The 20,593-nt window shown below is 40.4% G+C and carries 22 protein-coding genes, 1 tRNA gene, 1 pseudogene and 1 riboswitch; of the genes and pseudogenes, 17 read left to right on the top strand and 7 right to left on the bottom strand.

The genetic code is table 11. The features are described from left to right. Nucleotides 1-14 precede the first annotated feature (14 nt). The 4 genes from MHI11_RS13735 (at nucleotide 15) to MHI11_RS13720 (ending at nucleotide 1,069) form a co-directional block, all read left to right on the top strand. Entirely contained in the window at nucleotides 15-143 is a 129-nt protein-coding gene (locus tag MHI11_RS13735) for a hypothetical protein (protein ID WP_258395192.1), read from the top strand. Nucleotides 144-229: 86 nt separating this feature from the next. After that, complete coding sequence (locus tag MHI11_RS13730) at nucleotides 230-451, top strand: hypothetical protein (protein WP_044140426.1); 222 nt, start codon at nucleotides 230-232, stop codon at nucleotides 449-451. A gap of 84 nt (nucleotides 452-535) precedes the next feature. Next, nucleotides 536-673, top strand: a complete 138-nt coding sequence (locus MHI11_RS13725; protein ID WP_003212017.1) for a YjcZ family sporulation protein — start codon at nucleotides 536-538, stop codon at nucleotides 671-673. 138 nt (nucleotides 674-811) lie between these two features. Next, complete coding sequence (locus tag MHI11_RS13720; protein WP_003212292.1) at nucleotides 812-1,069, top strand: stage VI sporulation protein F; 258 nt, start codon at nucleotides 812-814, stop codon at nucleotides 1,067-1,069. Between the two features lie 16 nt (nucleotides 1,070-1,085). On the opposite strand, the gene MHI11_RS13715 is transcribed toward MHI11_RS13720, so the two are convergent. Beyond that, nucleotides 1,086-3,398, bottom strand: coding sequence for an ATP-dependent helicase (locus tag MHI11_RS13715; RefSeq protein WP_340961233.1), 2,313 nt, complete (start codon nucleotides 3,396-3,398; stop codon nucleotides 1,086-1,088). 126 nt (nucleotides 3,399-3,524) lie between these two features. Between MHI11_RS13715 and MHI11_RS13710 the strand changes: the two genes are divergently transcribed. Next, nucleotides 3,525-3,782, top strand: coding sequence for a hypothetical protein (locus tag MHI11_RS13710; protein WP_003210759.1), 258 nt, complete (start codon nucleotides 3,525-3,527; stop codon nucleotides 3,780-3,782). An 82-nt stretch (nucleotides 3,783-3,864) separates the two neighbouring features. Here the strand turns inward: MHI11_RS13710 and MHI11_RS13705 are convergent, their stop codons facing one another. The 3 genes from MHI11_RS13705 to MHI11_RS13695 are packed head-to-tail and all read right to left on the bottom strand — an operon-like array spanning nucleotide 3,865 to nucleotide 5,614. Then, on the bottom strand, nucleotides 3,865-4,299 hold the full coding sequence (locus MHI11_RS13705; protein WP_111912330.1) for a GNAT family N-acetyltransferase: 435 nt from the start codon (nucleotides 4,297-4,299) through the stop codon (nucleotides 3,865-3,867). 6 nt (nucleotides 4,300-4,305) lie between these two features. Then, a complete protein-coding gene (locus MHI11_RS13700) occupies nucleotides 4,306-4,821 on the bottom strand; it encodes a YjcG family protein (RefSeq protein WP_106030372.1) in 516 nt (171 codons plus the stop codon). Between the two features lie 52 nt (nucleotides 4,822-4,873). Beyond that, entirely contained in the window at nucleotides 4,874-5,614 is a 741-nt protein-coding gene (locus tag MHI11_RS13695; RefSeq protein ID WP_003211044.1) for an alpha/beta hydrolase, read from the bottom strand. A 221-nt stretch (nucleotides 5,615-5,835) separates the two neighbouring features. Beyond that, a riboswitch (SAM riboswitch) is annotated at nucleotides 5,836-5,957 on the top strand. Nucleotides 5,958-6,036: 79 nt separating this feature from the next. Here MHI11_RS13695 and MHI11_RS13690 point away from each other — a divergent pair. The 3 genes from MHI11_RS13690 (at nucleotide 6,037) to MHI11_RS13680 (ending at nucleotide 8,531) form a co-directional block, all read left to right on the top strand. Continuing rightward, the gene (locus tag MHI11_RS13690) at nucleotides 6,037-7,155 is read left to right on the top strand and encodes a methionine biosynthesis PLP-dependent protein (protein WP_340961230.1); all 1,119 of its coding nucleotides are present in this window, start codon (nucleotides 6,037-6,039) and stop codon (nucleotides 7,153-7,155) included. After that, nucleotides 7,152-8,330 carry a cystathionine beta-lyase gene (metC, locus tag MHI11_RS13685; protein ID WP_340961228.1) on the top strand — a complete coding sequence of 393 codons (1,179 nt, stop codon included), beginning with the start codon at nucleotides 7,152-7,154 and terminating at the stop codon, nucleotides 8,328-8,330. Before MHI11_RS13690 ends, metC begins: the two co-directional genes overlap by 4 nt. 128 nt (nucleotides 8,331-8,458) lie before the next feature. After that, a tRNA-Val gene (locus tag MHI11_RS13680) sits at nucleotides 8,459-8,531 on the top strand. 85 nt (nucleotides 8,532-8,616) lie between these two features. On the opposite strand, the pseudogene MHI11_RS20960 reads toward MHI11_RS13680, so the two are convergent. Then, a pseudogene (locus tag MHI11_RS20960) lies at nucleotides 8,617-9,012 on the bottom strand (site-specific integrase); the annotation flags it as partial. A 437-nt stretch (nucleotides 9,013-9,449) separates the two neighbouring features. Here MHI11_RS20960 and MHI11_RS13670 point away from each other — a divergent pair. The 5 genes from MHI11_RS13670 (at nucleotide 9,450) to MHI11_RS13650 (ending at nucleotide 15,975) form a co-directional block, all read left to right on the top strand. Further along, complete coding sequence (locus tag MHI11_RS13670) at nucleotides 9,450-11,837, top strand: hypothetical protein (protein WP_340961227.1); 2,388 nt, start codon at nucleotides 9,450-9,452, stop codon at nucleotides 11,835-11,837. Between the two features lie 1,670 nt (nucleotides 11,838-13,507). Then, nucleotides 13,508-14,425, top strand: a complete 918-nt coding sequence (locus MHI11_RS13665) for an ETX/MTX2 family pore-forming toxin (RefSeq protein ID WP_065097708.1) — start codon at nucleotides 13,508-13,510, stop codon at nucleotides 14,423-14,425. 29 nt (nucleotides 14,426-14,454) lie between these two features. After that, nucleotides 14,455-14,970, top strand: coding sequence for a DUF3102 domain-containing protein (locus tag MHI11_RS13660; protein ID WP_221450810.1), 516 nt, complete (start codon nucleotides 14,455-14,457; stop codon nucleotides 14,968-14,970). After that, the gene (locus MHI11_RS13655) at nucleotides 14,952-15,176 is read left to right on the top strand and encodes a hypothetical protein (RefSeq protein WP_340961226.1); all 225 of its coding nucleotides are present in this window, start codon (nucleotides 14,952-14,954) and stop codon (nucleotides 15,174-15,176) included. Before MHI11_RS13660 ends, MHI11_RS13655 begins: the two co-directional genes overlap by 19 nt. A gap of 613 nt (nucleotides 15,177-15,789) precedes the next feature. Further along, complete coding sequence (locus tag MHI11_RS13650; RefSeq protein ID WP_185108884.1) at nucleotides 15,790-15,975, top strand: hypothetical protein; 186 nt, start codon at nucleotides 15,790-15,792, stop codon at nucleotides 15,973-15,975. Between the two features lie 38 nt (nucleotides 15,976-16,013). Here the strand turns inward: MHI11_RS13650 and MHI11_RS13645 are convergent, their stop codons facing one another. Both MHI11_RS13645 and MHI11_RS13640 read right to left on the bottom strand, forming a co-directional pair. Beyond that, nucleotides 16,014-16,319, bottom strand: a complete 306-nt coding sequence (locus tag MHI11_RS13645) for a hypothetical protein (RefSeq protein WP_340961225.1) — start codon at nucleotides 16,317-16,319, stop codon at nucleotides 16,014-16,016. Continuing rightward, the gene (locus MHI11_RS13640) at nucleotides 16,320-16,577 is read right to left on the bottom strand and encodes a hypothetical protein (protein WP_044142116.1); all 258 of its coding nucleotides are present in this window, start codon (nucleotides 16,575-16,577) and stop codon (nucleotides 16,320-16,322) included. A 416-nt stretch (nucleotides 16,578-16,993) separates the two neighbouring features. Here MHI11_RS13640 and MHI11_RS13635 point away from each other — a divergent pair, with 416 nt between their 5' ends. The 4 genes from MHI11_RS13635 to MHI11_RS13620 all read left to right on the top strand — a co-directional run bounded on the left by MHI11_RS13635 (nucleotide 16,994) and on the right by MHI11_RS13620 (nucleotide 20,590). Next, nucleotides 16,994-17,824, top strand: coding sequence for a sialate O-acetylesterase (locus MHI11_RS13635; protein WP_044142117.1), 831 nt, complete (start codon nucleotides 16,994-16,996; stop codon nucleotides 17,822-17,824). A 154-nt stretch (nucleotides 17,825-17,978) separates the two neighbouring features. Continuing rightward, nucleotides 17,979-18,641 (top strand): type A chloramphenicol O-acetyltransferase, encoded by a 663-nt coding sequence (catA, locus tag MHI11_RS13630; RefSeq protein ID WP_065097705.1) that lies wholly within the window; start codon nucleotides 17,979-17,981, stop codon nucleotides 18,639-18,641. 519 nt (nucleotides 18,642-19,160) lie between these two features. Further along, nucleotides 19,161-19,652 carry a hypothetical protein gene (locus MHI11_RS13625; protein WP_044142121.1) on the top strand — a complete coding sequence of 164 codons (492 nt, stop codon included), beginning with the start codon at nucleotides 19,161-19,163 and terminating at the stop codon, nucleotides 19,650-19,652. Nucleotides 19,653-19,708: 56 nt separating this feature from the next. Continuing rightward, nucleotides 19,709-20,590, top strand: coding sequence for a hypothetical protein (locus MHI11_RS13620; protein ID WP_223250602.1), 882 nt, complete (start codon nucleotides 19,709-19,711; stop codon nucleotides 20,588-20,590). Nucleotides 20,591-20,593: the final 3 nt, after the last annotated feature.

Genomic DNA, 20,593 nt, shown 5'->3' with positions numbered 1-20,593 from the left:
AAGGAAGGGTTGCGATGAAACCAAATGAAACACCGTCACACATGCTTCAAGGTTATCCAGCGCAGTCAAATCAACAATCTGTTTATACGAAGAAAATTAAAAAAGCAGGCTGCGGCTGTGGAAAGAAAAAGAAACCTCAATAGAAGAGAAAACAAAAGCCGGATTTATCCGGTTTTTTTGTTGCCCTTTTTTTGAGTGATGCATATGTAAGAGAGAAGGGGTGACCAGAATGGATGCATTCGAACAATTAATCGGTTCCTTGTTCACTAAACCCCATGATGGGAAAGAGCAAGCGCATGAAAAGGTTGAAATGGATCTAACGGATAAAGCGAAGGATCTTGAGGAGCATTTAAAAGCATTTGGCGTGAAGATGGATGCTTTTGCGAAAGAAACAGAAGCATTCATGATACGTCATGGAGAGGCAGATTACGTCTTTAAACAGCGAAAATAAAAATTCCGCACTTTTTTATGTGATCGTCCAAACCATTTGTTGTATTTTTCATATTTTGTAAGGGAGAAGAGGAGGTGCTTATATATGAGTTGTTACGGTTACGGTGGCGGTTCTTGCGGCGGCTACGGCGGAGGTTATGGCGGCGGATATGGATCAACATTTGTTCTTGTCGTTGTGCTTTTCATCCTTCTAATCATCGTTGGTGCTTCTTTCTTTAACTAAACAGTAAGAAGGTGAGGGAAGCAATAGGGGAGCCTTTTGCTTTCCTTTCTCTTTGGGCAAACAAGGCTTTAGGATAGGCACATATCTCGCCTATTTTCATATAGTAAGGTGATTACTCCACAAAGAGGAGGCAAATGAATGGATAATAAATTCTTTAAAAGCGTTGAAAATAAAACAGGTGTGAATATGAACGATGTCTTCAAGCTTGCAGGTTCTTTGCAAAATGCCAACTTTAAAGATGAAGCAACGGTTCGAGGCGTCATTAAAAAAGTAGCGCAGCTTGCGAATAAACGTGTACCGAAAGAAATGGAAGACAAAATCGTTCAATCGATTACAAGTGGAAAAGAAAAGCTTGATTTCAATACCATCGCTAAAATGATGAACAACAAAAAATAAACAACAGGCTCTCCGCTTAAAGGGGGGCCTGTTGTTTTTCTGTGAATAATTCTCGGTTTTTCTTTAGAAGGGGATATAAAAAGCGCGAGCGATGAGCGGTTTTCCCTCGTCTAAATGATGGAACCGATAGATAAAGAGATTGTTTAGCTCTTGTCATGGCCACATATAATAAACGGCGCTCTTCTTCCAAGGCTTCTTCATCACCGTTTCTGAGTTCATCAAGTGAGAAATCATGAGGCAGTGCTCCGTCGACCACGCAAGTGATGTACACCGTTTGGAATTCCAGACCCTTTGCACGGTGAATCGTCATGAGCTGAACACCTGGTTCGTCTGTTTTTTCCTTTTCGGCAGATTTCATGTGTTCGGCATGTGCGAGAAAGGCTTCAATCGTTTCAAAGCGTTTGGCGGCGGTTTTTACATCTCGTACGTCATCCGCCCCTTTTTCAAGCACATTCGTATCATTCACTCGTTTTTTTAAGTAATCACCAAGTCCCATCTTTTGTTCAATAAACGCCACAGCGTCAGACGGCTTTAAATTTCGTAACGTGCGGAACAGAGGAACAATGGATTGCAGCTTTTTCCGTTGAAACGGCTGAATATCTGTTAGTTTTCCGAGTGCGTCGACCATTGAACAATCTTCCGTGATGGTTAGTGCCTTCATTGTGTTTAAGGTCTGCTGCTTTAAAAAGAAAACCGGAAGCAGCTGTTTCATAGCAGCCACATCATCGGCATCCTGACTTAAAGAGAGAAAGGCGAGAAGAACCCGAACAATTCGTCTGCTGTAGAAGGCTTTGACACCAGGCTCCGTCTCATACGGAATCGCGGATTGATGCAGACGCTCATAAATCGCGCGGCCTCCCGTATTGGTGCGAAAGAGTACGCAGATATTATTCGGCTTTGCGCCGTTTTTAATTTTCTCCTGAATATCTGCCACGATCATGGTCGCTTCCTCTTCCTCGTCATATGGATAAAAGAGCGTAGGAGGGATTGTCTCCGATCGGACGGCTTTTAACGTTTTCTCATAACGATGCTGATTTTTCTTAATAATGGCATCCGCACTTGCGACAATTGTATGATGCGACCGATAATTGGCATGTAAATGGACAATCTGAGCCGAAGGATAATCTCGTTTGAACTCAAGAATGAAAGCAGGATTACTGCCCCTAAAGGCATAAATGGCTTGATCATCATCACCGACACAAAATAGCTGCTCAGATTCTCCAGCTAACAGCTGAATCAATTGATATTGAACTGGATTTATATCCTGAAATTCATCCACCAATATATATTTGAACCGTTCTTGATACCGTTTCAGCAGTTCAGGCTGTTCAGTCAGCATGTGCAAGCAGGCAATGGACATGTCATCAAAGTCAAATTGCTGATTGTCTCGTTTTTGATGTTCATAGGATTGATAGATCGTCCACATGTGCTTTTCCTTTTCATCCTTCAAATCAGGAAGCTCACCTGGTAAAAAAGCATTTTTCCAATAGCCGATCGATTGCAGGACTTGATCGGTAGGGTAGTCTTTTTCATCTAGTCCTTCATTCATGATGGCTTTCCGAATGTACTGTTCCTTCTGCCAATCAAACTTAATCAGGTGCTGGCCATTCCATTTGTTTGCGTCATCGTGAAGCAGCATTTTATAAAAAAGACTATGGAAGGTGCCTGTCACCACTTGGCTTGCTTGTGATGGGTGAAGCTGATATTGCTTGCGCAGTCTTTCTTTCATTTCACTGCTGGCTTTTGTGGTGAAAGTCACGAGTAAGATATGGTGAGCAGGAATATGATGATGTGACATGAGATAAGCCGCTCTGGCTGTCAGGACTCTTGTTTTCCCGCTGCCAGCGCCAGCCAGCACCAGCATTGGACCGTCTTTATGTGTGACAGCTTGAAGCTGCGGTGTGCTAAAGGTGATATGCGGAAAGAGATCGATGGTATGTGCTTGTTCATTCTCTTCTAAATGTAACGCATCACTAAATTGAATCGACCTTGGTTCCTGCCAGTCATATGATTCATTCGTTTGCGAGATGATTTGTTTACCTGTTGGAAAACGGAAGCCCCCAAGTTCTTTATAAGAAGCACTTTCCTCTCGCTCTGCGTGTTTTTTCTGATTATCTTGTTCTTCTGCTTGTTCACACAGCTCGTGCTGAGACATATGTTTATGAATAAAGGCAGGTTCTTCATGTATATTTAATCTGAAAAAGACTGGTTGTCCGCAATATGGGCAGAATAAGTGCCCTTTTTTTCCCTCGTCATGGAGGAATTGATAATGTTCTCTCGAATACGTATGTAATGAGATCGTTCGATCATGTCGTCGTGCGCATTTCAAAGCTAGTCCTCCAATAGTTAATCAATCTTAAAAAGAAACACATCTAATCATATCAAATGAGACGTGTTTCAAACAGTCATAATTAGGGAATAGTAGAGTAGAAGAGAAGCAAAGGAGGCGTTCTTGATGGGATATATAGCCCCGATTCAGCCGGATCTGTATTTTCAGTATATCAATCGTCCTGCTCCTCAGGATAAAGAAGACTACGCGAAAGTAACTAAGGTTACTCGCACCTTTCATGACAAGATATATAGAGAGCTGGAGAAAAAAGAGGACTTAGTGACAGAAGCGGAAACGAAAGTACAGCAAAAAAAGCGGGAACGCTTTGTACGAGATATGTTTATGGAGGAAGGCAAAGGCGTTCATATTAATACGTATATATAAATGATTGCGCTTTCTTCCATTGACGAACGATGATAAAGAAAGAAAAGCCAGGGCATCTTGAATGCTCTGGCTTTTCTTTTGGTCAAACAGACAGTGTTTTTGTCATTTTGACATGTGTGATCCCCGCTTCTTCAAACGGTTCAGATACGGCTGTGTAGCCTTTTTTTTCGTAGAAAGGAAGAGCTTGGACTTGTGCGTGCATAACTGCTTCCTTCGCTCCATTCGCAATGGCTTCTGTTTCCAGCGCTTCTAATAGTTTGTGGCCAAGGCCGAAAGAGCGCGCCTCTTTTAACACACAAATTCGTTCTAGCTTTGCCTTTGGCCCTTCAATGATCCGTAATCTAGCGGCTGCTTGAGGCTTCATTTCATCGTTATAAATGACAAAATGAATGGCCTCGTCTTCTAGTTCATCTATTTCAATCTCTATTGGGACTTCTTGTTCTTTGACGAATACTTCTTTTCGAACGTAATATGCATCTTCTCGTTGTGTTTGTGCTGTTGCGATGACTGTTTTCAAATGTCTTTAACCCTCTTCTCCTAAAATAAATGTTTCATAGACGGTCCAAGATCCGTTCTCTAATTGATATAAAAGGTGGAAGCGATCCACTGTTTCTTCATGGTCAATCTTTCTCAGCTTTAATGTGCCAAGTACGTCTGAATGCTCATCATCTGATAGTTTTTGAGCCACTGTCACATGCGGAACAAAGGCATATTCAGGTGTGCCAGCAAGTGGATCTGCGTACAATCTTTCATTGAGCGCCATGATTTCCTCGTTCGGTTCTACTTTCATATAAATGACGTTGTTTACAGGAGCGAATGAACTGAATTTTTTAATACGTAACGTAATAGGAGAAACATTTTTTGCATACTCTCTTAACGTTGAGACGACCTCAGCCGCTTCTAGATCCGTTAATTCAAAAGGTGTTCTAAGTGTTAAATGAGGCGGTATGAGTGCATAGTTCGGATCATAACGCTTCCGGTAAGAGTTCGCAATATCTTGCAATTTTTTTGATGGAAATATAACAACTCCGTATTTCATCTTGTTCCCTCCTGATTAAGAAAGTATTTATTATTGTTTATTATAACAAAATTCAGTTGATTAACGAATATGGGAGCATTCTTTTTAACGAAGGCGCAATGAGCGGCTGCCAAAACGTCCATTTATGATCCCCTTCGAATGTCTCAAATAAATAATCTGCACCTGACTGTTCAAGAAGTGCCTTTAAATCGTCGTTTGGCTGAATAAAATCAAGCACTTGGCCATCTGTCGTTTTCACAGCCGTTTCTTCCAGTCCAATTTGATGGATAATCGCATAATGAGAAAGGGCTGTCGACTGTTTAACAGCTTCTAAGACTGACTCATCAACGTAAGGTGACTGCAAAATGAGTCCGCCAAATAAAGAAGGATAATCAATCGCTGTCATAAGAGAAATCGTAGCACCCAGTGAATCACCAATAAACGTGCGTCCTGAGCCAATTTGATAGGTTGGATAGTGCGTATCAATATATGGGACAAGTTCATTTGCTAAAAAGCGTTTATATGCTTCAAATTTTGTGCCATCTGGATGATACGTATTCCGTCTTTCCGTGACATTTTCATAAGGGACACCAATGATAATGGAGCGTTCCATTTCTTTGTTTTGCATCAATTCTTCTGCCTGTCTGCCTATTTTGCCTAAGCGGAAATAATCATGACCATCTTGGGCAATGATGACATGATATGTATAAAGGGGGGAATAATTGACTGGCAAATAGATCAAAAGGGTCACATCCGCCCCAAGTTCTTTTGAATGTAAGGTTTCTTCTTGAATAATGCCTGTTTTCTTCACCATAATCCATTCCTCCAGCTAACCGATTTCATCACAAAGTGAAACGTTTCCATTCATTGTAACATGAAAAATAGCGTTGTTCCTATATGCTAACATGCAATCAATTCAGTTAACACCGAATCTGTTATAAAATACAGAAAATTTCAATTAATTGTTCAGATTCCTCTTGAAAAATGAGATTTAATGCGTTACAGTATTAAGAATTAGAACAGACAGACAACACATTCTTATCGTGAGAGGTGGAGGGACTGGCCCTTTGAAACCTCAGCAACCGGTATGCATCACTTCATGTGATGTACCAAGGTGCTAAATCCAGCAAGCAGCTTTTTTGCTTGGAAGATAAGAGGAAGCGATTAAAACCCCTTCTTCTTATGAAGAAGGGGTTTTCTGTTTTGAAATCAGATTTTTACTTAGGATGGTGTCAAATGACAGAACATGTGGAAACGACATTAGCGCAAATTGGAAACCGTAGCGAAGAGGCGACTGGTACGGTCAGTCCCCCCGTTTATCTTTCAACAGCATACAGACATAGAGGCATAGGGGAATCAACCGGATTTGATTACATTCGAACGAAAAACCCAACAAGGCAGCTTGTAGAGGATGCGATTGCTTCACTCGAAGAAGGGACGGCCGGATTTGCCTTCAGTTCGGGAATGGCTGCGATCCAAACGATCATGGCGCTATTTGAAAGCGGTGATGAACTCATCGTCTCATCAGACTTATATGGCGGTACATATCGTTTGTTTGAAAACGAATGGAAAAAGTACGGCTTACGTTTTCTTTACGATGATTTTTCAGATGAAGACTGTTTACGCTCTAAAATCACGCCAAACACAAAAGCAGTCTTTATTGAAACGCCGACAAATCCACTTATGCAGGAAGCGGATATTCAAAAAATAGCGAAGATTGCAAAAGAACATGGCGCTTTGGTCATTGTCGATAACACCTTTTACACACCCGTTTTGCAAAAGCCGATTACGCTTGGAGCGGACATTGTCATCCATAGTGCAACCAAATATTTAGGTGGACACAATGACGTTCTTGCCGGGCTTGTGGTGACAAAAGGAGAGAAGCTCTCTGAAGACATGTTCCAGCATCAAAACGCAATTGGCGCCGTTTTATCTCCATTTGATTCATGGCTTTTAATGAGAGGAATGAAAACACTGGCACTTAGAATGCGCCAGCACGAGGCAAATGCGAAGGAGCTAGCTGAGTTTTTAAAGAAACAGCCAGAAATTCAAGATGTCCTTTACCCAGGCAAAGGAGGAATGCTGTCATTCCGTGTAGCCAAAGAGGACTGGGTCAATCCATTTTTAAAGCAGCTGAAAACGATTTGTTTTGCTGAAAGTCTTGGCGGAATCGAAAGCTTCATTACGTATCCTGCGACGCAAACGCACATGGATATTCCTGAGGAAATTCGCATTGCAAACGGTGTGTGTAACAAACTGCTCCGTTTCTCCGTTGGTATTGAGCACGTAGATGACCTGAAGGCAGACCTAAAGCAGGCACTATCACAAGTAAAAGAGGAGGTACATGCCAAATGACCACACATGATTGGACATTCGAAACCCAACTCGTTCATAATGCATTCAAAACAGACCGTTCAACAGGTGCAGTCAGTGTGCCGATTCAGCATGCATCCACCTTTCATCAAAGCAGCTTCGATGATTTTGGTCAATATGACTACTCAAGATCGGGAACTCCTACACGTCAAGCATTAGAGGATACGATTGCGGCGCTAGAAGGAGGAACAAGAGGGCTTGCTTTTGCATCAGGCATGGCAGCCATCTCAACTGCTTTTCTTCTATTATCAAAAGGAGATCACGTCCTTGTCACAAGAGATGTGTATGGCGGTACTTTCAGAATGATTACTCAAGTTCTTTCGCGATTTGGCATTGAGCATACCTTTGTGGACATGACGGATTTGAATGAAGTCAAAAGAGGCATTCAATCGAATACAAAAGTCATTTACATGGAAACGCCGTCAAACCCGACTCTAGGAATTACGGATATTGGGGGCGTCGTCCAGCTTGCCAAAGAACATGACTGTCTGACTTTTTTAGATAATACATTTTTAACACCCGCTCTTCAGCGTCCGCTTGACCTTGGCGTTGACGTAGTCCTGCACAGCGCAACGAAATTTTTGAGCGGTCACAGTGATGTACTGTCAGGCTTAGCTGTAGTGAAAGACGAGAAACTGGGTGAGGAACTTTATTCGCTGCAAAACTCCTTCGGTGCGGTCCTTGGCGTGCAGGATTGCTGGCTCGTATTAAGAGGGTTAAAAACCCTTCAAGTCAGATTAGAAAAAGCAAGCCAAACGGCATTTGAACTCTCTTCATTCCTCAAAGAGCATCCTGCGGTGAAAAAAGTATACTATCCAGGCTTAAATGACCATCCTGGTGCAGACATTCAGCGAAAGCAAGCGAGCGGAGCTGGGGCAGTTCTCTCATTTGAATTAGAAAACCAAGCAGCTGTCAAAGAATTAGTGGATGCTGTCACATTACCTGTATTCGCTGTCAGCCTTGGCGCCGTCGAATCCATTCTGTCATACCCAGCCAAAATGTCACATGCTGCTATGCCAAAAGAAGAAAGAGAAAAAAGAGGGATTACGGACGGCCTGCTTCGATTAAGTGTAGGAGTAGAAAACGGAGAAGACCTCAAACGCGACTTCAAACAAGCACTCGATCAACTAAAGCCTGTTCTTGTAAACCAATCATAAAGAAGAGAAAAAGCCGGCACAGCCGCCGGCTTTTTGACCTTTTTTGAACAAAACCATTGACGACGGATCATGATGATTATATAATAGAGACTGTCAGTAACAGAAAGCCCAGAACTGATACATAACCCGATTCCGTAGCTCAGCTGGGAGAGCGCTACCTTGACAGGGTAGAGGTCGCTGGTTCGAGCCCAGTCGGAATCATCGTTGAAACCCTTGCCTAGCAAGGGTTTTTTTGTTTTTTTTGACAGCGAATATTTGTTCTGTTTCTTTTGATTGGGGACGTACTTTATCCACCAGATTGTTTCTGAGTATTTTTAGGATCAGAACGATTAAGGTGTTCTGCAGTGTTAAATTCTAATTTGTTTGTGACATGACCATAAATATCTGAGGTAGTTTTAGCACTAGCATGCCCGGCTCTTTTTTGAATAGCATTAATGCTCTCACCAGCCTCAATAAGGAGTGCGACCATTGTATGTCTTAAATCATGTAATCGAATGTTTTTTAATTTGTGTTTATTTTTGATCTTAGACCATTAAGCCATTATGAAATAAATATTGGTGATCATCTCCTTCCCATACTAGTTAGGCATCTTTACAAAACGTTTAGAACTTCTTGATTTAGGTTCTTTAACATAGGGTTTGCCATCAACTGTCTTTGAAATTGAACGATTAAAAAAAAGACCTCACCATCAAATGAGGTCCTTTTCTATCCGCAAGCGTTAGAGGAGGTTCCTCTTACATATTTTACCTAAATTTTCTAGTGGTTATAACTCCAAATTTATAAAAAATCACTTTTCCAATTCCACTTACATATAGTATACAGGCCGCATGTCTTTAATCTCTCATGGTTTTACCCCATCTAGAAAAAATCTCCCCCTATGGGGAGGTCTTTTCTTTTTGTGTCTTTATCTTATTTTTTTTCTTGTGGAGGGGAATAATTTATTGTAATTGCTTTACTAATGCTTTTTTGAAAACTATATAAGAAAAAGAACATTATACATATTTATCAATAATAAAAATGTTGTTATAAATCATCTGTTAATTTAGACTGTTTATACATTTTTGCTAAACAATCTCACTAATGTAGATAAGGTGCATAAGATGTCAAAGAGGTGATTTTATGAAAAGGTGTAGGCATTGTGGGAAATTATGTACATCTCATTTGGGAAATAATAATAAACGAGGAAGTTGGTATGGTTCGTATGAAGATTATGACTGGGAGTGTGATAGCTGTAAGAAAGGAAAAACAAGAAAACCAGTGAAAAATCCTTGCTGTGGAAAGGATCCTTGTGTGTGTGTCATCCAAGGTCGTCCAGGGGGTAGAGGTAGAAGAGGCCCAGCAGGTCCAACAGGTCCAACTGGACCAGGAGTAGGAGCAACGGGAGCGACCGGCGCAACAGGAGCAACAGGAGCAGCAGGAGCCACCGGAGCAGCAGGAGCGACCGGAGATACGGGAGCCACAGGAGCAGCAGGAGCGACCGGAGATACGGGAGCCACAGGAGCAACAGGTCCAACGGGAGCGACCGGAGATATTGGCGCAACAGGAGCAGCAGGAGCAACAGGAGCCACGGGAGCAACCGGCGCAACAGGAGCCACGGGAGTAGGACTAACAGGTATTGTGCCATTCGACCCAGGAGCAGCACCAGGTTATCCAGTAGGTCAAGTTGTGACGAATAATGGTAGTACGTATATTGTAAATACGCCATCTCCAACTGGCACGCCAGGAACATCACCAGATTACACGTTGATAGCGGGTGCGGGTGCAACCGGAGCAACCGGAGATACAGGTGCAACGGGTGTCACGGGAGCAACCGGAGATACTGGAGCCACAGGAGCCACGGGAGCCACAGGAGATACTGGTGCAACAGGAGCCACGGGAGCAACCGGAGATACTGGAGCCACAGGAGCCACCGGAGCGACCGGAGATACGGGAGCCACCGGAGCAACAGGAGCAACCGGAGATACTGGAGCCACCGGAGCCACAGGTCCAACGGGAGCGACCGGAGATACTGGAGCCACAGGTCCAACGGGAGCGACCGGAGATACTGGAGCCACAGGTCCAACGGGAGCGACCGGAGATACTGGAGCCACCGGAGCCACAGGAGCAACCGGAGCCACAGGTCCAACGGGAGCGACCGGAAATACTGGAGCCACAGGTCCAACGGGAGCGACCGGAGATACTGGAGCCACCGGAGCCACAGGTCCAACGGGAGCGACCGGAGATACTGGAGCCACGGGAGCCACAGGAGCCACCGGAGCCACGGGAGCGACCGGAGATACTGGAGCCACCGGAGCCACAGGAGCAACCGGAGATACTGGCGCAACGGGAGCCACCGGAGCCACAGGTCCAACGGGAGCGACCGGAGATACTGGCGCAACGGGAGCCACCGGAGCCACAGGTCCAACGGGAGCGACCGGAGATACTGGAGCCACAGGTCCAACGGGAGCGACCGGAGATACTGGAGCCACCGGAGATACTGGAGCCACCGGAGATACTGGAGCCACCGGAGCCACAGGAGCAACCGGAGCCACAGGTCCAACGGGAGCGACCGGAGATACTGGAGCCACAGGTCCAACGGGAGCGACCGGAGATACTGGAGCCACAGGAGCAACCGGAGCCACGGGAGCGACCGGAGATACTGGCGCAACCGGAGCCACGGGAGCGACCGGAGATACTGGCGCAACCGGAGCTACAGGAGCAACCGGAGCCACGGGAGCGACCGGAGCTACAGGAGCAACCGGAGCCACCGGAGCCACAGGTCCAACGGGAGCCACAGGAGCAACCGGAGATACAGGAGCCACCGGCGCCACAGGAGCCACAGGCCCTACCGGAGCCACAGGAGCCACAGGCGCCACAGGAGCAACCGGAGCCACAGGAGCAACCGGAGCCACGGGAGCGACCGGAGATACTGGCGCAACCGGAGCTACAGGAGCCACCGGAGCAACAGGAGCAACAGGAGCCACAGGCCCTACAGGAGCAACCGGAGCCACAGGAGCCACCGGCCCTACAGGAGCGACAGGAGCAACCGGAGCCACCGGCCCTACCGGAGCCACCGGAGCCACCGGAGCCACCGGAGCCACCGGCCCTACCGGAGCAACAGGCGCAACCGGAACGCTTGCAACAGCCTCTGCTTCTACTATTAATACTACTGCTCAAACTGTTGCTGATAATAGTCTTTTTTCATTAGCTGGGACTCAGTTCTTAAATAATGTAACTTTTACTGCTCCAGATACTTTTGTTGTACAACAAAGTGGTAATTATGATTTAAAAGCTCTTGTTTCCGCTGTTGCAGGGCAAGCTGGTCCGCTTGGCATTGATATAATAGCCAATGGATCAGCTATTGGTACCGGTGGTGGTAGAGTTAGGGGAACCACAGCTGGTCAAGAAGTAACAGCTATCGGTTTTTCAGGTCAAATTGCTGCAGGAACGACATTTCAATTAAGGAATGTTAGCGGGCAGGCTATTTCAACAGATTATGTAAGACTTACGCTTGTCAGAATCAGTTGATCACAGTAATAACAGGATTGGTTGATATTAATCCGTTTATATTAGGTTTATATATTGACTTAGCAACGATAGTTAGTTGGATAACTTAGTAATGTGTGTTGGTATTATGGTGTTCTATTAACAGGAGGAGTTAGTGTTTTTAATCATGATAGCTCTGGATTGTAATAAATAGAACACCAGCTTCGTTTGCTGTATATATTAGTAAGATAGTTGCGTAGCACTGTATTGGTTGGAACGAGTATTATAGTCGTAGGTAATTTGGCTCCAATATTGAGAAAGTCTTAACTCTAGCCGCACAAATTAAATATATTAATTAAACAGGAAACTAGGTCGTTGTAATCTTTGCAAGCATCATATGATAGTTTTGGTGATTCCGCAGTGGGTTAAGAGTGTTGATATATTAATCACGTAATTGAAACTCAGGGGTGACTTTAACAGAGTCATCCCGTTCTAATTAATTCGAAAAAGCAATACTAAAAAAGCTGGTAAGATGCCATTAGGATGATGGATAGGCGTGTGATAGTTGTAAGAGGTAAAGTTCGGAAAACCATAAAAAATTCATGCTGCGAAATCGATCCTTGTAAGTACGATATTCAAGGGCGGCCAGGGTAAGTAAAAAATGATCAAAACCTGACAATGATCCCCAAAAGACATATCAACTTAAAATCTATAGGCAAAAATAAAACAGATCCTTTAAGGTCTGTTTTTTATGGGGACGGATTGGGGACCAACCCTTTCAGTTTTGTTCAGAAATGCACATTTTTTATCAGAAAGGCTCATCATAAAACCTTATTAAATCAGTCTTTTTCAGAGAACGTTTGTTTGCTGTGGATAAGGTCATTAACCTTGACAGGGGAGAGGTCGCTGGTTCGAGCCCAGTCGGAATCATATAAAAAGACGTTGATATAAAGCCATTCTTGAGTTATTCAAGGATGGCTTTTGTCTATTTAAAATGAAAAAGTTCTAAAAATCAATGCAATTAATGAGAATAGCATACCCTGCTTCCCTATTTGCACATGTATCTGAAAGGCGAAAGCTGCCATTAAGTGCTGTACGAAGGATGGGTGTATCGTTTCTGACGATGCAGGACAAGCCACAAGTAGGAGAATCCATTTTTTGGGGCTCTGAAACTGTTAGGGACACTTGACACAGTAGGCTTGTTTGACACTATCAAGATGATCAGTTGCCTGTCTGAGTTTGTTTCTTTTTTTATAAGCAAATTCAGGCAGACAACTTGTCCAGCCGTTGTCCATTGCTTTCAACCTATCAAGCCAAAAAGCAAACGACAAGTCAAGACTAATAGTGAAAATAAATTGAGGAGTTGTAAGAAAACATGGGGACTCCTCAAACTTATGTCAAAGGGTTAGCTTCATGTCTGTCCATTTGACAGGTATTAAAGGGAGTAGTTTTAACCGACACCCTATATGATAGGAACACTATGACGGTCACCACTATCATTTTAAATGAGAGTATTAAGCTGATAAGTTGAACTTAAGGAAGTGAAGTAGCCCACTGTAGGAGTGGAGATATAATCTAACGAACAATTGAGTCGTTTAAAACTAAGGTATTCTATTAGGGGTGAATTAAATTTACAATAAATTGTATTTATGTATATTTGTGTTATGATAATTATGTTCAATATAAAATACAAACGGTAAGGATGAGATTACATGAAAAAAGTCTTTTTGTTTAGTACGATTATCTTTAGTTTTATTTTAAGTTCATTCCCATTAGTTACAAAAGCACAAGATATTCAGATTCACAATCTCCAATCCGATTTAGATCAAATTGGAATAAGTTATTATCACGAACGATTAGCTGGTACTACTATGACTGGTTTATACAAATATTCTAGTGAACCCAAATCAGTAGATACAAGTTATTACAATTTTGATATTGATAGGTCTAGCGTAAAGACAACAAGCAATAGAACTTCTATATCACCTGTATTTATAGGTCAAAGTGAATTTGCTAATGGAACAGATAAATCCCAGAGATTTACGACCCAAACTTATTCAGAAGAGATTTCTCAAACATTTGACACTTCAAATGTTTCTGGTTTCAATTTAGGCGGCAATAGATTTATTTCTATTTTGTTACAGATGATTGATGGAAAAAAGTTTGATATTATTCAAAATACAGCATCAAAAACAGTATCAAGCGAAACAAAGAATCAAAGACTTACAGCTTCTCCTCAAACAATTAAGGTTCCTGCTCATAAAACTTATGTTGTAGAAACATATTTAACTAGAGATCAATATGATTTCACAACTACCTATACAGCCAAAGGTAATTTAGGTAGAACAAATATTAAAACTACTGCAATGTGGATAGCGTACGATGGAACACCACATCTCAAAAAAGGTAGTATTTCCGATGACACAATTAATTATTGGAATGCATTATCAAACAATGGAAAGTCTGGAATTAAAAACTTAAAAATAAACAATGTAAATAATAGTTTTTCATTTGATGGTAAAGTTTATACTAAAGCCGTTTATGGCAGTACATACACTATTAAAACTTATGAAAAAAATGAAAAGAATCAACGAATTTTAGTGGATAAATTTACTCTACCAATAGAATAATAAAAAGGTCAAAGAGTGTAGTAGTCTCTTTGGCCTTTTTAATAGAAATCAACTCATATAAACAAGTAGCTGGTCAAGCCATATTTGAGATTGGCAGACGACTAAAACATGTTAAAGAGAATGATTTGGTGCATGGTGAGTGGATTAAGTGGTTAGAGAATATAGACATGGATAGATATCAGGCAGCACGTTTCATCAAAGTATTCGATAATCTAAGCGAATCAAATGTGCGCCTGGGCGCACATTTAGGTCTGAAAACTTTGTACGAAATTGCGACGATACCCGAAGATGCTCGAACCATTTCTCACCAAATCCCATCAACAGGTGAAACAAAAACTGTAGACGAAATGACTGTGCGTGAGTTGCGTGAAGTGAAGAAAGCATTAAAGGAAGCGGAACAAGATAAGAAGCGATTAAAACGTGAGATAGATGAAGCGAGGAATATGGATCATGATGAATTAATCGAGGATTTGAAAAGAACCCAGGTTATCATAGAAGAAAATGGATATTGGGGGATTGTCAGTAAATGCACAAATCAAAGTTAGTTGTTTGGACGTTTATCGTTGTGACTGGATTCTATATGCTGGTGAGTATATGGAACATTGTTGTATTTCCAGATAAGACATGGACAGATTACGCAGGACAGATTTTGATTGTCGTTTTTGGAAGTATGGTGAATGGATTAATCGCTGCTTTCTTTATGTACGCAGCAGCCATATTAGTAAAATATATTAATGGTGATAAAGCTTAAATTTGTAGACAGGGAGATGCAACCTTGTCTATTTTTTTAGAGGAGATGTTACCTCATGGATTGGTGAAGATTTTAGTCACAGAGGTGTCACAAGAAATGTTTTTACTATTAAGAATCACTTACTATAAGTTAGTAAACTAAATCGAATGAATCCTTATGCATCAATGATTTGGACAACTATTCAGAATTTTATAGAATTAGTTAGAAAACGTGTCTCGTCCTTGACAGGATAGAGGTCGCTGGTTCGAGCCCAGTCGGAATCATCGTTTAAACCCTTGCCTAGCAAGGGTTTTTTGTTTTTTCAGTAACGAATATTTGTTCAGTTTCTTTTGATGGGGGCCGAACTTTATCCACCAGATTGTTTCTCAGCATTTTTAGGATCAAAACGATTAAGGTATTCGACTTATCATCTGGCATCGTTAAAGTGACCGAGCCTTTGAAAAGGATGCCATAAACAATGGAATAGACGGCTACTTGGAGCAAAAACAGAAAATGTGGTTAAACGATTCCAGCTCATTTTTGTTGGATGGGGAATTTTTTTTGTTTTAATTGGGAAAAATTTGGTTATAAGGTTAGGTGAAACGTGATATGATTGTAAAAAGGAGGTAATGTGATGACATTTAAAAAAGCGTTCAATATAGGTTATTTTGTATTGCTTTTATCTTTTATTGTCGTATATTTCTTGCTTCCAGTCGATCAAATATTTACCGCAATTATGATTCTAACCGTACTATTTGGAGTATACCAATTTGTGATTTTCAAAAAGCTAAAAGAGCAAAAACAGCAAAAACAGCAATAAAAACAGCCCTAGTCTGCATTAGACTGGGGCTGTTTTAATTATGTTCCGCACATGTAATGCTTTCCTGCCGATCCTATTTCGTCCAGTTTTTTATTTTTACGTTTACTGACCGAGAACATTTTCAAGTGTCTCTTTCTCCACAAATAACAAATATCAGTGTCGGCTCGTGTTCCCCAACGTGCGGAGAAGTAACCTGTTTTCATTTTCAATTGAATCATTATTTGAGCAGCCGCAGTAGCAATCCAACCAACATAAGGAATACGGTTTAAAATGGCTGCTACAATTACTCCTAAAACTGCATTTCCTTCTACTGTAATACGGTAATGATCATATTTGGACCACACTCATTTTACCTTTTGTTTCAGTGTTGTAAAATCAACATTTGCTAATTGTTCAAGGGAATTAGTGACCATTGGATTCATTTGATTTTCTAGTACAATGCTGTTTGCAATCTTATTTACCTGTTCTTCAATTGCAGCTATTTCGTCAGATTTTAGATAGTTACTAGAAACAGAAATATTACCTGTCTCTTTGTTAGATGTATAGGTGATTGTGCCAAGTTCAGTTTTAAAAGTGGTAACATGTTGTGAATCGTTTTCCATGGTTTATATATTTGTTTTCAATCCGTCTATTTCTTCGGTGAATTCTTCGTGATTTTTAAAAGAGTCGTTTTCTTTTGAAGTGTTTTTCTCGGTTGCAAAACTTGGGGGAACAGAGGTCAAAATCAGGGACAAGGACAACAAAATAATAAACAATGCCCGTTTTTTCATGTAATTCCTACTATGGAAAATATAGTCTTGCGACACCATCTTATCTTCTTCAACAAATATAAAAGAGACTAAAATACCATTTTATAGGATTGTTGTGTTTTCATTGTGTGAATAGCTGAATGCACTTTTTGAATTAATTAAAGTAAGCGCTAATAGGGCTTGAGATTGTTGAAATTTATAAAAAAAGAAAATGATAACGTTCAAGCGAATACACATTTGATAAAATATTTAGTGGAGGGGAAAATGATATGAAGTCATTTTTACTAATTGGACAATCAAATATGGCGGGTCGAGGCTTCAAGCATGAAGTGCCTCCGATTTATAATGAAAGAATCATGATGCTGCGAAATGGTAGATGGCAAATGATGACTGAACCTATTCATTTTGATAGGCCGGTAGCTGGTGTAGGACTAGCGGCTTCCTTCGCGGAGGCTTGGTGCAAGGATCATGAGGGAGAGAAGATTGGTCTTATTCCATGTGCCGAGGGTGGCAGTTCCATTGATGAGTGGTCACGAGATGGGGCATTATTTCGTCATGCAATAAATGAAGCTAAATTTGCAAAGGAAGATAGCGAATTGGTCGGGATATTATGGCATCAAGGAGAAAGTGACAGCCAAGATGGGAAATACAAAGAATACTATGAAAAAATACGAAGATTATTTCATGAACTAAGAACTGAATTATCTGTACCTAACATTCCGCTTGTGATAGGAGGTTTGGGCGATTTCTTGGGAAAGAGAGCATTTGGCGCAGGGTGTGTGGAATATCAACTGATGAATGAGGAACTACAAAAATATGCATATCATAATGAAAATTGTTATTATGTTACTGCGAAAGGCCTTGCATCTAACCCAGACGGAATTCACATCAATGCGATGTCTCAGAGAATATTTGGTATAAGATATTATGAAGCATTTCGAAAAAAAGAACATATACATGAACCATTGCCAAATGAACATGAGTTAGTGAATGAATGTCATAATAGAATGAATACCTCAGCGGAAAATACATATATAGCACTAGAAAAATTCACGTTGGGCAAGATAACTTACGAAGAGTTGCTGCAGGCTTTAACATAGGCTAAGCTTATGGTAGCCTTTGAATGAAAACGTTATAACTTACATTAGTGATAGACAGAAACATGACAAGTCTCTTGAAAGGATGATTGTGGTGGTGAAAACAGATAAAGTCTCCTCCTGAATACAGTAAATCACATTCAGGAGGAGATAAAAAATGTTTAAACAAATAGACGAAAATTATCCAAGAAAAGAGCACTTTCACCATTATATGACGTTAACCCGATGCTCATATAGCTTGGTGATCAATCTAGACATCACGACATTGCATGCAATATTAAAAGAAAAAAGGCTAAAAGTATATCCTGTGCAAATTTATTTGTTAGCAAGAGCTGTGCAAAAAATTCCTGAGTTTCGGATGGATCAAGTGAACGATGAACTGGGTTACTGGGAGATTCTCCATCCTAGTTATACGATTCTAAATAAAGAAACAAAGACATTTTCAAGTATTTGGACGCCTTATGACGAAAACTTTGCTCAGTTTTATAAAAGCTGTGTAGCCGACATTGAAACATATAGCAAAAGCAGCAACCTATTTCCGAAACCTCATATGCCAGAAAACATGTTCAATATTTCAAGTCTACCGTGGATTGATTTTACTTCTTTTAACCTTAATGTATCTACAGATGAAGCTTATTTACTGCCAATATTTACGATAGGCAAATTTAAGATGGAAGAAGGAAAAGTCATTTTGCCCGTTGCCTTACAAGTACATCATGCTGTTTGTGATGGCTATCACGTCGGTCAATATGTAGAATATTTGAGGTGGCTTATTGAACATTGTGAAGAGTGGTTAAATGATTCAATGCAAATTACCTGAAGACAAAAGGTGCTCCTATGGAAATCTAGAAGATGAAGGCAGACTGAAATGAGTCTGCCTTTTTGTTTTGTGATGAATGTACAAGTACTTGTGCTAAAGGTTATTGGTGTGCAAAATAGCAATCAAGTTATGTTTCTCGGAAGTTCTTTATTGCGGTTTTTTTGCGGTGCTTTATAAATCCCTTTATGTGATAATAAATGTAATATAAGGTAATTTAATGGAAGTGAGTAGGAGGTGTGGGGAATTCTAGTTTAAACTGTCTTAAAGAGTATGCCTGTAAACTTGATTGTTACGATTCTGAGTGTTTGTTATATATGTTTTTTATCAAATATTATAGGTGATGAACTACGGAATTAAGAATAATCTTTCCTTTCAGTAAGAAGGGTGGGGTAGACTCTAAATAAAGAATAACAGTTATTTGTCAAATATACAAAACTTAATACTCGCTGAAACTTCATACCGTTATATTGTACTATCAGTATATATTTTACTAAAAATTGACTAAAGGTGGTTTAAATTATGAAAAAAAGCAATACATTATTACTTTCTTCAATACTTTTAGCTGGAACGATATTCCCAGCAACTGTTTCAGCAACAAATGTTGATAAAAATGAAAATGAATGGATAACGATTGCAGAGGATTCTGCAAGGGATTCTGTATCGCATTCAATTAACAAAAAATCGGCTAAATCTGACTATGTTACTAATTGGAAACTAAGAAAAACTGGTGGAGCGATTGGTGAGATATTTCAATGTAAATACAGCATGTTAACTACAGCGAAGTCAAAGGGGAAAATTGATTATATTGAAGCGAAATCTCGACTATATGGAGGAGATGGAGGACTTTCTAAAAGCAAAACCGATTCTGCAAAGAAATCTAATTATGCTGGAGCAAATGCTGCCGGTGGTGTAAGTGGGGGTTGGGGATGTAAAGGTAAAGCGATAGGAAACTCATTATATAAAGATAGTGGTTATAAAACTGTTAGTCGCCAAAAGACTTTTAAAATATAATATTAGTGATGAGACATAGAACAATTTTATTCATAACAATTTTCATAGTGTTACTAGTGACACTTATTTTATTTCTCAGACAAGAAAAAGTCTCTAGTGATAAAGAGTATAATGATGAAATGATGGATGTTACTGGTCCAGGAACAGATACCGTTTCATATGGTATGTATGAACCTGAAGGGAAATTGCTTGATACACTAGATATCGGTTTCATTAAAAATAACCAAATTAACAAAGTTCTTTCCTTCTCACATTACATAGATGCAGATAGAAAGTACACGTTACTCTTACTAGCAAATTTTAAACAAATAGAATTCTCTGCAGATAATCATAAGCCATCTAAATCATACACATTTGAGATGACTAAAGATCAGGTGATCACATTACCAATTAAAGCCACATTACCAAAAGATGTTGGAGAAATCGCGTTTATTATCGTTCCTGAGGCAAAGTATCATTTAAAAGACAATGATATAGAAATAGCCACTGGCTTACAAGAAAACTATATTATGCGCTACATTACAAAAAAAGCTTCATCTATTAAGTTTGGAAGTGAACTTCACCCCACATATAAAACGGATGAATTAACTGGAGAAGAAATTTTCATGGCTTCAGGAAAAATGTCAAATAAGGTTCTATATACTTCCAAAAGTCAAATGCCTGTCTATCTCCAATTGTATAATGACGGTAAAGAAAAAATGAATTATGCTTTAGTGGCTTTCTCGGAAAACGATCAACAAAAATTTAGTGGGAAACATGTGATGTATGTATCTGTAGAGAATGAAAAAACAAATGTTTATAAAATAAAATTGCCAAAAGTTAAAAAGGAAAATAATTTTCAAATTATTGCTTTTCCTGCACCTTTTGATAATAGTGCTAAATTTGAGGAAGTTAATTTTAGAGGCTATTCTTCAATTAGAACGTTAATTCAACCTTAGGGG

The organism is Bacillus sp. FSL K6-3312 (assembly GCF_038007485.1).
Lineage (GTDB): Bacteria > Bacillota > Bacilli > Bacillales > Bacillaceae > Bacillus > Bacillus pumilus.
The sequence above is the reverse complement of the archived record's forward strand: the minus strand, read 5'-3'. Positions and strand labels throughout refer to the sequence as shown.

Coding starts and splice junctions, on each gene's coding strand:
- MHI11_RS13735 (WP_258395192.1), top strand. CDS start 15: ATGAAACCAAATGAAACACCGTCACACATGCTTCAAGGTTATCCAGCG.
- MHI11_RS13730 (WP_044140426.1), top strand. CDS start 230: ATGGATGCATTCGAACAATTAATCGGTTCCTTGTTCACTAAACCCCAT.
- MHI11_RS13725 (WP_003212017.1), top strand. CDS start 536: ATGAGTTGTTACGGTTACGGTGGCGGTTCTTGCGGCGGCTACGGCGGA.
- MHI11_RS13720 (WP_003212292.1), top strand. CDS start 812: ATGGATAATAAATTCTTTAAAAGCGTTGAAAATAAAACAGGTGTGAAT.
- MHI11_RS13710 (WP_003210759.1), top strand. CDS start 3,525: ATGGGATATATAGCCCCGATTCAGCCGGATCTGTATTTTCAGTATATC.
- MHI11_RS13700 (WP_106030372.1), bottom strand. CDS start 4,821: ATGAAATACGGAGTTGTTATATTTCCATCAAAAAAATTGCAAGATATT.
- MHI11_RS13695 (WP_003211044.1), bottom strand. CDS start 5,614: ATGGTGAAGAAAACAGGCATTATTCAAGAAGAAACCTTACATTCAAAA.
- MHI11_RS13690 (WP_340961230.1), top strand. CDS start 6,037: ATGACAGAACATGTGGAAACGACATTAGCGCAAATTGGAAACCGTAGC.
- metC (WP_340961228.1), top strand. CDS start 7,152: ATGACCACACATGATTGGACATTCGAAACCCAACTCGTTCATAATGCA.
- MHI11_RS13670 (WP_340961227.1), top strand. CDS start 9,450: ATGAAAAGGTGTAGGCATTGTGGGAAATTATGTACATCTCATTTGGGA.
- MHI11_RS13665 (WP_065097708.1), top strand. CDS start 13,508: ATGAAAAAAGTCTTTTTGTTTAGTACGATTATCTTTAGTTTTATTTTA.
- MHI11_RS13655 (WP_340961226.1), top strand. CDS start 14,952: ATGCACAAATCAAAGTTAGTTGTTTGGACGTTTATCGTTGTGACTGGA.
- MHI11_RS13650 (WP_185108884.1), top strand. CDS start 15,790: ATGACATTTAAAAAAGCGTTCAATATAGGTTATTTTGTATTGCTTTTA.
- MHI11_RS13640 (WP_044142116.1), bottom strand. CDS start 16,577: ATGGAAAACGATTCACAACATGTTACCACTTTTAAAACTGAACTTGGC.
- MHI11_RS13635 (WP_044142117.1), top strand. CDS start 16,994: ATGAAGTCATTTTTACTAATTGGACAATCAAATATGGCGGGTCGAGGC.
- catA (WP_065097705.1), top strand. CDS start 17,979: ATGTTTAAACAAATAGACGAAAATTATCCAAGAAAAGAGCACTTTCAC.
- MHI11_RS13625 (WP_044142121.1), top strand. CDS start 19,161: ATGAAAAAAAGCAATACATTATTACTTTCTTCAATACTTTTAGCTGGA.